This window comes from Micromonospora sp. NPDC047521 (assembly GCF_055587305.1).
Map to the genome: position 1 here is coordinate 93,806 of NZ_JBVJGN010000017.1, position 11,295 is coordinate 105,100.

Sequence of the window (11,295 nt, forward strand, 5' to 3'; positions counted from 1 at the left end):
ATGTCCGGCGCGCCGCACGTCCTGATCATCGGCGCCGGCACCGGCGGCCTGTGCCTGGCGCACGGGCTGCGGCGTGCCGGGATCAGCGTCGCCGTCTACGAACGACACCGCCACCGCGCGGAGGGGCTGCTCGGCTACCGGGTGGGCATCGGCCCGACCGGCAGCCGGGCGCTGCGCGAATGCCTCCCGCCGGAGTTGTTCGCCACCTTCCTGGCCACCTGCGCCCGGCCGCCGCGCTACTTCAACGTGGTCACGCAGGGATTGCGCCAGACCGCCTCGTTCGAGCTGCGACCGGACGCCGCCCCGGAGCACACCGAACACTCGGTGGCCCGGATGGTGCTGCGCCAGGTCCTGCTGACCGGCCTGACCGACGTGGTGCACTTCGACAAGACATTCATCAGGTACGAGCAGCGCGACGACGGGACGGTCACCGCCCACTTCGCCGACGGCACCAGCGCCACCGGCGACCTGCTGGTGGCGGCGGACGGCACCCACTCCGCCGTACGCCACCAGTACCTGCCGCACGCCGTGACCCGCGACGCGGGCACCATCAACATCGCCACCCGGGTCCCGCTGACCGCGCACACCCGCGACCTCGTACCGGAGCGGGTCCGCCAGGGCATCTCGCTGATCTTCGGAGCCGGCGGGACGATGGGTGTGCTGCACGTGATGGAGTTCAGGTGGGACGCCGACCGGGCGATCAAGCCGGGGGTCAGCGACGGCGACGCCGCGCTGCTGCGGAACTGGCCCGGCCTGGCCCATGACACCACCACTGACAACATCAACCTGATCATCTGGAGTGCCGCCCGCCGGTTCCCTGCCGACGTCATGCGCCGGCGCGGCGAGGATCTCAAGCGCGTCGCCCTGGACCTCACCGGGAACTGGCATCCGCACCTGCGGGAGCTGTTGACGCTCAGCGACCCGGACAGCGCCCTGCCCATCAAGGTGAGCACCTCCGAGCCGGTGCCGCCCTGGAAGAGCAGCACCGTCACCCTGCTCGGCGACGCCATCCACACCATGACGCCGGGACGCGGGGTGGGCGCGAACACCGCGCTGCGCGACGCGCGGCTGCTCTGTCGGGAACTCGTCCAAGCCACCGCCGGCGACAAGACCCTGGTGCAGGCGGTCGCCGACTACGAGGCGGCGATGGTGCCGTACGGCTTCGCGCGGGTCACCGAGTCACTGAACCGCAGCGGCACCAGTGGCGAGGATCGGATGTACCGGCCGGTGGTGGGTCGACTCGCACTGCTCGGCGCACGCGGCTACTTCGGAGTGACAAGTCGGGTGCCGCGGCTACGCCAGAGGTTCGTCGACGACTTCCACACCTACGAGGGCGACCAGGACTGACAGTCGTCACCGACCCGGGCCCGCATCCCTGTGGGCCCGGGTTTCCGCGTCTCCGGCGCGACGCTACGTCACCTGTCGGGCACCCCAGGCACCGACCGTCCCACCCGCGCCGGCACCGGCCGGTCCTCTCTGTCGTCGTTCTGACGCGTGTGCGAAGCTGCGGCGAGTTTTTCTCGTGACTTTTCCGACGACGTGAGAGGGAGGTTCGCCGTGGCGTGGTCTATCGGACACTCTCTGATAGTGGTATTGGCTGTATTGCTCGGCGTGGCGGGTGGGTGGCTGCTGCGCGGCCGGCGGGACGGCGGGCCGGGTCCGTCGATCGTGGACGGTGATCCGGTGGCGGGGTTGGCGGACATCGCCACGCCGACGCCTCCGGCCACCACCGACGTCGCCCGCCCGGCGGCGACCGTCGACCCGGCGCCGACGGCGGTCGCCGACGAGCCCACCCCTGTCGACACGATCAGCGCCCCGGCCGCGGTGACCGCGTCCGAGGACCCCGGGCCGGTGCACACACCGGCGGGCTCCCCCGGCGCGGTCGACCCGGCCGACATGGCGCTGACCGAGGCCCCGCCGCCCGTGCCCGCCGCCGACCGGTCCGACGCGGGTGAGCCGATCGCGGAGCCCGCCCCCGAGCCGGTGGCGGCCCAGGAGCAGCCCGCCCCGGCGACAGTCGTCGCCCCGCGCCAGCCGGCGGACGACATCGCGTCCACCGACACCGCGTCCGCCGACGCGACTCCGGCCGACGCGACTCCGGCCGACGCGACTCCGGCCGACGCTCCGCAGACCGATGCGCCGGTGGCCGAGGTCCCGCAGGCCGACGCGCCCGTGGCCGAGGTCCCGCAGGCCGACGCGCCCGTGGCCGAGGTCCCGCAGGCCGACGCGCCGGTCGAGGTTCCGGCCGAGGTTCCGGCTACCGAGCCGGACGCCACGCCGCGCGACGCGGACGCGGAGGAGACCGACCGTGCCGGGGTCACGGCCGTCGACCCGACGCCCACCCCGGTGGCAGGCGAGACGACGGACGCCGACCCGGAGCCGGTGCGGGCCACGCCGCCGGTGCGGCCGGCCGCCACGGCCACGCCACCGGTACGCCCGCTCTCCGAGACCGTGCCCAGCGCCGCGGAGACCGACCTGTCCGGCCCGGCCGACGACTTCCGCCGGATCCAGGGCATCGGACCGAAGATGGCGGCGGCGCTCCAGGCCGCCGGCGTGCGCACGTACCGTCAGCTCGGTGAGCTGGACGAGCAGGCGCTGCGCGACCTGATCCGGGCGGCCGGCCTGCGCGCCGCGCCCGGGCTGGCCAGCTGGCCGCAGCAGGCCCGCGTCCTGGCCGGCGCCGGGGACGAGATCGTCGCCGTGCTGCCGGACGGCAGCCAGGGCTGACCCTCCGCCGAGCCCCTGGTCGACGGTCACACACGACCGTCGGCCGGGGGCTCGCCCGTTCCCGGCGGACCGTTCGACGCTCACCCCGGTCGGGGTGAATGCGCACGAACCGGCGGCGACGCCGAGGGCCGCTCGCTACGGTCGGTCGAGGGTGGGCCGGTCGGCCCGCCCGCGTCGACCGGTACCCAGGAGCGACACGTGCACCTCGCCGCGCCGGAGCCCGGGGCCCCGCGGTCCCGACCCCCGGTGCGCGATCCGGAGAACCCGCGGCGGGTCACGCTTCTCGAACTCTTCTTCGACCTGGTGTACGTGGTCGCCCTCGCGCTCATCTCCCGGGGCATGGTCGACCAGCTCGACTGGCACCGGGCCGCGCAGGCGCTGATCCTGCTGTCCGCCGTCTGGTGGACCTGGGCGATCACCACCCTGGTCACCGACATGTACAACCCGGAACGCAACGAGATCAAGCTGCTCATCACCGCGGTGATGTTCGGCGCGCTGCTGATGACCACGGCGATCCCGGAGGCGTTCGGTGCCCGGGGGATCGTCTTCGCCGCCACCTACGTGGCGATCCATCTCGGTCGTGGGCTGTTCCTGATGCCCATCGTGCGTCACGAACGGCAGACCCAGCGTCGGGCCGCCCGGATCTTCGTCTGGTTCGCCGTGTCGGCGGTCCCCTGGATCGTCGGCGCGTACGTCAGCGGGGACGCCCGGATCGTCTGCTGGAGCATCGCGCTCGCCGTCGACTACCTCGGTTTCCGCCTCGCGTACCCGGTGCCGGGGCTCGGGGTGGTGCCGGAGCAGCAGCGTAACGTCACCGCCGAGCACCTGTCCGAGCGCTACCAGCAGTTCTTCATCATCGCCCTCGGCGACGCCATCCTGACCATCGGCACGATGTTCAGCATGGAGCACAACGAGGCGGAGAACATCGGGGCGTTCGCGGTGGCGTTCCTGACCACGCTGCTGCTCTGGCGGATCTACGTGCACAAGTCCGGCCAACTGCTGCCGCAGGCCATCCAGGCGGCACGGTCACCCAGCAAGTTCCTGGTCAGTGCCCCGTACACCCATCTGTTGATGATCGCCGGCGTGGTGGTCACGGCCTCCGGGTTCCACCTGGTGCTGCACGAGCCGACCGGTCGGACGCCGCCTGCCTGGCTGGCGGTCATCCTCGGCGGCCCCGCCCTGTTCCTGACCGGGCGGGCCTCCTTCGAGTACGAGGTGTTCAGCCGGGTGTCCCTGTCCCGGCCCGGCGGCGTGCTGGCCCTGCTGTGCGTCGCGCCCGCCGTGCTGTTCCTGGCGCCGTTGTACGCGGCGCTCGGCGCGATGCTGGTGCTCGCCGGTGTCGCCTACGCGGATTTCCGCCGCAGCAGAGGCAAGCCGCCGGAGATGCCCGCCCCGCCGCACTGACACCGGTGGCCGTGCGCCCGACCGTCTGGTGCTACACGAGTGCTCCCGCGTATCCCCGGACCCGCAACCGCTTGTCGGCGGCGCCGCCCAGGCGCACCTGGAGGCCGAGTGGCGCGGCGGCGCGGCGGACGTCGTCCAGGTGCAGCGAGCCGTGCCGGTCCACGGTGAGCACGGGAGGCTCCTCCAGCTCCCCGTCGGGCGCGTGGAAGGAGAGCAGCGTGACCGAGGTGGTGAGGTAGCCCGGGTAGGCGGCGCGGGCGGCGGCCTCGTCCCGGTGGGCGAGCACCACCAGGTCGTCGAGGTGCGCGAAGTCGGCGGCGAGGGCGCACGCCTTCCAGTGCGCGGGCTCCTCGGACGCGCCGGTGATGCGTCGGGACCGGTTGGCGGAGGTGATGTAGAGGTGGTCGGTGCCCGTCTCGGCGAGCGCCCGCTCGAAGAACACATTGGACGGGCAGGTCAGGCCGGGGGCGATCACCTGGGTGGTGCGCAGGCCCCTGTCGACCTGGGTGAGATGCTCCGGCAGCCGGTCCGCGGCCGGTCCCCGGAAGCCGAACGGTCCGGTGCCGTACAGCGCGTCCATCAGCGCCCGCACCCGACCGGCCGGCAGCCGGGGCGAGATGCGCGACCAGTCGAACATCCCCGGGATCCGGCCGATCGTCGTGGTGATGCTGCCGACCTGGTGGATCGGCCGCCCCTTGGCGAGGTTGACCCGGGCCACGGTGGCCGCGTCCGGGCGGGTGACGATGGCGTAGAAGTTGGCGAACGCCGCCGCGACGACCGCGCCGCCGGCGAGCGCGCGGGCCGCGACCGCGACGTCCTCGGGGCGGTCGATGTACAGGTGCGGTGTCGGGGCGTCCATGAGTCCTCCTCGGCGGGGCCGTGAGGCAGTTCTACGTCCGGCGACCCGCGCGGCGGCCGGATGGGTCGTCGATCCGATAGCCGGCCCGCGCTACCCGGTGCGGGTGGCTGATACGCGGGCGGTACCGACGGCTGCCGGTGCCGGCCGGATGGCCGATGCACGCGCCGGTCGGGCGACCGTTTGGCCGCTCGTACGGATTGGGTACAACGCCTGCACCTCAGTTCTCCACCACATTCCTCAGGAGGCAGCGATGCGCGGCACCTCGATACTCGGAGTCATCGTCGTTATCTGGCTGGTGATCGGCGCCATCGCCGGCGGCCAGCGCGGCTACTACAGCGGCGACGACACGAACTGCGCCGAGGCCGGCACCATCCTGGTCACCATCGTGGCCGGGCCGTTGAACTACATCGGCGCCAACCCCAAGGTCGACTGCAAGCTGCCGGAGCCGTCCAAGTAGGACACGCCTCGTCCGACCCGCGTCCCGTCCGGGGCGCGGGTCGTCTGCTGTCCGCCGCTCCCCCACCGGGTGCGCGTGCCTCTGCGGCGGACCGCACCACCCGTACGGCATCCTAGGAGGCTGGGTTTCCGTTGGCGTCGGTGTTTGTCCCGGGCGCGGCCGGGAACCGACCCGGGTCAGCCGGCGGACGGAATCGGGGGCACGGCATGCAGATCGGCTACAAGCTCGCCTCGGAGGGCTTCGGCCCGCAGGAGATCATCCGACAGGCCGTCCTGGCCGAGCAGGCCGGTTTCGACTTCGTCGAGATGAGCGACCACTACCACCCCTGGCTGGACGCGCAGGACCACTCCTCGTTCACCTGGAGCGTGCTCGGCGCGATCGCGGCCCGGACCAGCAACCTGCGCCTCGCCACCGGCGTCACCTGCCCGACCGTGCGCTACCACCCGGCGATCATCGCGCAGGCCGCGGCGACCATGGCGCTGATCTCCGACGGGCGGTTCACCCTCGGGGTGGGCGCCGGCGAGCGACTCAACGAGCACGTGGTCGGCCAGGGCTTCCCCAGCGTGCGGGGCCGCCACGAGAGGCTGCGCGAGGCCCTGGAGATCATCCGACTGCTCTGGCAGGGCGGCTACCAGTCGTACGAGGGCCGGCACCTGCACCTGGAGGACGCCCGCGTCTTCGACCTGCCGGACACTCCGCCGGTGATCGCCGTGGCGGCCAGCGGCGAGGAGTCGGCCCGGCTCGCCGCCCAGCTGGGTGACGGGATCTTCGCCACCGAGCCGGAGTCGTCAATCGTCGACCACTACCACCGGGCCGGCGGATCGGGCCCGCGTTACGCCGAAGTGCCGCTGGCCTGGGCCACCGACGAGCAGCAGGCGGTGCAGGCCGTCCTGGGTACCAGCCGGTGGATGGTCACCGGCTGGAAGGTGATGAGCGAGCTGCCCAACCCGGTCAACTTCGAGGCGGCCAGCGCGCACGTGGAGGAGAAGCACATCCGCGAGCTGTTCGCCGTCGGCCCCGAGCCGGAGCCGCACCTGGCCAAGGTCCGGTCGTACGTCGAGGCCGGCTTCGACCACATCGTGCTGCAGAACGCCGGACCCGACCCGGACGGCTTCCTGGACTTTTTCGCGAACGACCTGTCCGGACGGCTGCGCGCGAACGGCTGACCGCCCCGATCGGGGCTGACCGGCGGCCCGCACGACACCCGCCCGCCCGGACGGGTCGTCCGGACGGGCGGGCGCGCTCAGGATGGATGCCCTCGGGAGGGAGAGCGCGGGTCGACGGTCAGCGGAAGCAGTGCACGATCGGTACCGCGCTGCCCTCGCAGTTGGTCGGCTCGTTCTCGACGACCACACTCTCGTCGTCGACCTTGACCTGGGCGTGCTCGGCGAAGATGCCACCGGGCTTCACCGTGGCCGCGTTCCGGGCGACCTTGCTGGTGTACAGGGCCACCGAGCCCGCCGCGGCGTAGATGCCGCCGCCCCGGGACGTCGCGCCCACGGCCTCGTTGCCCGTCACGTCGCTGCCACGGACCAGCAGGTTCGCCTTCTCGGCGTAGATGCCGCCGCCGATGCCGTGGGTCGTGTTGCCCTCGACCACGCTGTCGTCGAGTGGCGTCAGGCCCTTCACCGTCGAGATGCCGCCGCCGTTGACGGTGGAGGTGTTGCCGCGGATGGTCATGGTGCGCATGACCAGCACGGCGTCGGAGTTCGCGGCGCCGCCGCCGACCTGGGCGGTGTTGTTCAGCAGTTCGGTGTCGGAGACCCTGGTACGCGCCGAGAAGCTGGCCAGCCCGCCACCCTGGGCGGCGCTGTTCTGCCGGAAGCTGGTGCTCTCCACGTCGGCCGCGCCCCGGTAGTTGCCGAGCCCACCGCCGTACGCGTTGGCGCTGTTGTGGTGGAACTCGGAACGCTTCAGCGTCAGCACGCCACCGTTGAGCAGGCCCCCGCCCTTGCCCGCGGCGCCGGAGGCGCTGTTACCGACGAACGTGGAGTCGGTGACCACCATGTTGCCGTCGTTGAAGATCCCGCCACCGCCGCCCTCCGGGGACAGCGACGTGCTCTGGGTGACGGTGACCCGCTCCACCACCGCTGTCGCGCCGTGCACCACGTGCACGCTGCCGCCCTCGATGGCCGAGCGGCCGTTGTGCAGTTCCATGTCGCGCAGGGTCAGCTCACCTCCGTCGCGGACGGTGAAGAAGCGGAACGCGGCGGCCTGGGCGTCGCGGGCGATGGTGGCCCCCGCGCCGTCGATGACGATGGGCTGGTAGATCACCGGCAGTCCGGCGGTGTCGTCGGCCGGGTTGTGCGGCGGCGCGTCGGCGTCACCGGGGGTCTCCGCGGCGTCGGCCGCCTCCCGCGCGTCCCGGATCCCACCGTCGTACTGGTCGGTCTCGTGGAACGCCTCGGTAAGCACGTACCGGCACTTGGGGGCGAGACGCAGCTCGGCGCCGCCCTCGGCGTTCGCCGCGACAAGCGCCGCGATCAGCTTCGCCGAGTCGCAGGGCACCGACACCACGCCCCGCTTGCCGGTCCCCGGGGTGTTCGGCCGGCCACGCTCGGCGTCGTCGCCGTCGCGCTGCGGCCCTCCTCGCCGGTCGTCGTCCCGGGCCGCGGCGCCGAGCCGGCCCAGCCCCGGAAGGGACAGGTCACGGTCGGCCGCGGCGGCGGCGACGCCGGCCACGCCGGCCGCCCCCACGACCAGGCTCCCGGCCAGGAGACCGCCGGCTAGGACCCATCGGGGCCGCCGTCTGGGTCGGGCCGCGCGGTCCCCTCTTCGGTACGTGGACATCAAAGGTGCCTGCCTTCCTGCCTGCGTGACGTGACCGCGCGCCGATCCGGGCGCGGGGGGCTCGACGTGCCGTCGACCACCAAAGGTCACGATAGGTCCGCAATCCGGACAGGAAGGTGTGAACGTGAATAGTGCTGTGATTCATCTTTAACCGCCCAGACGGGACGTCCGCCGTTCACCCGCCGACGTGGATGCCGGGCCGGCGCAGCGGGTCCGGTTCGGTACGACGCAGGATCTCCCGCACCACGGGCGGGGTGTCCCCCCGACCGAGGATGAGGTAGCGCAGCAGGTGCGCGATGGGGCTCCCCTCGGACCACTCGAAGTGCGCGTGCGGCCGGACCCCTGTGGCGTCGCGCAGGGCCAGCAGGATCGCCGCTATCGCGTTGGGCGCCGCCGGGCTGCTCGCCCGCAGCACCCGGAAACCGCCCACCTCGACCCCGTGCACCCGCAGCACCTGGCTGAACTCCGACGGGTCGACCACGTCGATCTCCAGGAACAGCACGTCGGCCGCGCCGGGCACCGGGTTCATCCCCCGCTGCGCCCGCTCCTTGACGGTGTACTCCTTCACCGAGCCGCCCTGCCGCTTGTTCGCGATCAGGTGCAGCTGCCCGTCGTGTGCCAGCGACTCGGTGATGAACCGGCGGGCCCGCTCGTCGAACTCGATGCGCTCGGCGCGCAGCTCGGTGGTCCGGGTGACCCGGGACACCAGCGAGACCGCGATGATGCCGAGGATGAACAGCACCGAGATCGTGATGCCGTCCGGTTGCTCGATGACGTTCTCCAGCAGCGCGTACAGCAGCACGAGGGTCAGCACCGTGAAACCGATCGCGGAGACGCGCTGGCCGTGGCGGGCCGCGGAGATGGTCACCGCCACCGCGCCGGAGACCATCATCGCCAGGATCCCTGTCGCGTACGCCCCGGCCTGGGCGTTGACGTCGGCGCGGAAGGCGATCGTGATGGCGACGCTGACCAGGGTGTAGACGATCACCACCGGGCGCACGGCACGGGCCCACTCCGGCGCCATCCCGTACGACGGCAGGTAGCGCGGCACGATGTTGATCAGGCCGGCCATCGCCGAGGCGCCGGCGAACCAGAGGATGAGCACACTGCTCAGGTCGTACACCGTGCCGAACGCCTCGCCCAGGTAGGTGTGCGCCAGGAAGGCCAACGCCCGGCCGTTCGCCGCACCGCCCGGCTGGAACTCCTCGGCCGGGATGAGCGCCGTCGTCACGAACGTGGTCGAGATCAGGTACACCGACATGATCAGCGCGGCGGTGGTGAGCAGCCGGCGGGTGTTGCGGATCCGGGCCGCCAGCCGGGCCGCCCTGTCCGGCCCGTCGGCCGACACCAGCGGCATCATGCTGACACCTGTCTCGAACCCGGACAGCCCCAGCACCAGCAGCGGGAACGCCAGCACGGCGGTGAGCAGCACGTGGCCCGGCCCCGCGCCGCCGGTGGTCAGCGCGGCGGTCCAGTCCGACACGATCCGCGGGTCGGCCACGATCCGGGCCAGCGCGTCCACCACGATCACCGCGTTGAGCAGCAGGAAGACGGCGACAAGCGGGATGGCCACCACCACGGCCTCGCGGAAGCCGAGCAGGAACACCCCGCCCAGGACGAGCAGCAGCGCCACGGTGACCACGACCGGGACGGCGGGACCGTGCAGGGCGTCGGGCAGGTACGGGTTCTCCAGCAGGTGCACCGTGGCGTCGGCCGAGGAGAGGGTGATCGTGATGATCCAGGAGGTGGCGACGAACCCGAGCAGGACGAGCACGAAGACCTTGCCCCGCCAGAACGGCAGCAGCCGCTCCAGCATCGCCACCGATCCCTGCCCGTGCGGGCTCTCCTGGGCCACTCGCCGGTACATCGGCAGCATGCCGAACAGGGTGAGCGCGACGATCAACAGGGTCGCCAGCGGGGACAGCGCCCCGGCCGCGACAGCCGCGATCCCCGGCAGGTACGACAGGGTGGAGAAGTAGTCCACGCCGGTCAGGCACATGACCTGCCACCAGGCGTGCCTGCGGTTCTGCCCCTCCTCCGCCTCCGGGCCGGGCGGCTGCACCCGGTGCTGGAAGAGCCAACGGCGCAGCGGGCTGGCCGGCGGCCCGGAACGGGCCGGGCTGGCCACCCGTTCGGGCACCACGACGCCCGGTCGACCACCCCGGTGCGGGCGGGCCGGGTCGCGGGCCGCCCGCAGCGCCGGGTCCGGTCCCGTCGGCGCGTGGCGGCGTCCGTTCCAGCGTCGTGGTCTCGCCCGGTGTTCGTCAGACATCGCCCGTCCCACCCTCGCAGGTTCTGATCCGACGGTAGGCGGTGGCCCCGGGCCCGACCGGCCGAACCGGGCAGGCGGACGACCAGCTCAGGACGGGTCCGGGCCGGCGAGCAGCCGGGCCAGGGCGGGCGGATCGGTGATCGTCAGCGTGGCCGCCGGATGGCGGAGCCACCCGGCGGGCACCAGCGCCGGCACCGGCACGCCGAAGCGTAGGCACGCCCCACCGGCCGTGCTGCTGCCGAAGCTCACACCCCTGTCGACCATCGACACGTGCGGTCCGATCGCCCGCCACCAGCGGTAGGGCCCGCTCACCTCGACCCCCGTCACGTTGGCCCGGTCGGTGCGCAGCCGCCAGGGGCCGTACCTGATGAGCAGCTCCCGGTCGGTGACGACGACCCAGGCGGTCGACGGGCGGACGCCCAGCACCGCCAACAGCGGCCGGAAGACCGGGTCGAAGCGGAACGGGAACCGCGTCTCGGGGCCGCTCACGCCGCACCGGGGCGGGCGGCGGGTCGCGGCACCGGGCCACCCGGCCGCAGGGGGCCGGGCCGCGCGGGCCGGGGTCGGGCGGCGGGCCGCCGCCGGGCCAGGACGGTCATGGCGCGGGCGTACCCGTTACGGGCCGGCCGACACCCCCCATTCGGGCGGCCCGTCGGCGTACCCCCCGGACCGCCGCCGGCCGGCTCCCCCCCGGGGCGGCCCCCGGCGGCCGAACGGGGCCCCACAAGGGGAGATCGTGGTGTTGGGGAAAGTTGTGGGGGGTGGGGGGTTGTTGTTGGGTGTGGG

Annotated in this window: 9 protein-coding genes; 5 read left to right on the forward strand and 4 right to left on the reverse strand. The window is 72.9% G+C overall.

Annotated features, from left to right (window positions below):
* From ACZ6N8_RS27825 to ACZ6N8_RS27835, 3 genes are all read left to right on the forward strand, one after another.
* Entirely contained in the window at positions 1–1,347 is a 1,347-nt protein-coding gene (locus tag ACZ6N8_RS27825; RefSeq protein WP_466013588.1) for an FAD-dependent oxidoreductase, read from the forward strand.
* Positions 1,348–1,587: 240 nt separating this feature from the next.
* Positions 1,588–2,727, forward strand: a complete 1,140-nt coding sequence (locus ACZ6N8_RS27830; RefSeq protein ID WP_466013590.1) for a helix-hairpin-helix domain-containing protein — start codon at positions 1,588–1,590, stop codon at positions 2,725–2,727.
* Between the two features lie 246 nt (positions 2,728–2,973).
* Complete coding sequence (locus ACZ6N8_RS27835) at positions 2,974–4,131, forward strand: low temperature requirement protein A (RefSeq protein WP_466013592.1); 1,158 nt, start codon at positions 2,974–2,976, stop codon at positions 4,129–4,131.
* A 31-nt stretch (positions 4,132–4,162) separates the two neighbouring features.
* Here the strand turns inward: ACZ6N8_RS27835 and ACZ6N8_RS27840 are convergent, their stop codons facing one another.
* Positions 4,163–4,990: a hypothetical protein gene (locus ACZ6N8_RS27840; RefSeq protein WP_466013594.1), complete on the reverse strand. Its 828-nt coding sequence runs from the start codon at positions 4,988–4,990 to the stop codon at positions 4,163–4,165.
* 250 nt (positions 4,991–5,240) lie between these two features.
* Between ACZ6N8_RS27840 and ACZ6N8_RS27845 the strand changes: the two genes are divergently transcribed.
* The gene (locus tag ACZ6N8_RS27845) at positions 5,241–5,447 is read left to right on the forward strand and encodes a hypothetical protein (protein WP_007460667.1); all 207 of its coding nucleotides are present in this window, start codon (positions 5,241–5,243) and stop codon (positions 5,445–5,447) included.
* A 206-nt stretch (positions 5,448–5,653) separates the two neighbouring features.
* Complete coding sequence (locus tag ACZ6N8_RS27850) at positions 5,654–6,613, forward strand: TIGR03557 family F420-dependent LLM class oxidoreductase (protein ID WP_466013597.1); 960 nt, start codon at positions 5,654–5,656, stop codon at positions 6,611–6,613.
* A gap of 118 nt (positions 6,614–6,731) precedes the next feature.
* Here the strand turns inward: ACZ6N8_RS27850 and ACZ6N8_RS27855 are convergent, their stop codons facing one another.
* From ACZ6N8_RS27855 to ACZ6N8_RS27865, 3 genes are all read right to left on the reverse strand, one after another.
* The gene (locus tag ACZ6N8_RS27855; protein ID WP_466013599.1) at positions 6,732–8,237 is read right to left on the reverse strand and encodes a hypothetical protein; all 1,506 of its coding nucleotides are present in this window, start codon (positions 8,235–8,237) and stop codon (positions 6,732–6,734) included.
* A 175-nt stretch (positions 8,238–8,412) separates the two neighbouring features.
* Complete coding sequence (locus ACZ6N8_RS27860; protein WP_466013601.1) at positions 8,413–10,509, reverse strand: APC family permease; 2,097 nt, start codon at positions 10,507–10,509, stop codon at positions 8,413–8,415.
* 87 nt (positions 10,510–10,596) lie between these two features.
* Positions 10,597–10,998 (reverse strand): hypothetical protein, encoded by a 402-nt coding sequence (locus ACZ6N8_RS27865; RefSeq protein WP_466013603.1) that lies wholly within the window; start codon positions 10,996–10,998, stop codon positions 10,597–10,599.
* Positions 10,999–11,295: the final 297 nt, after the last annotated feature.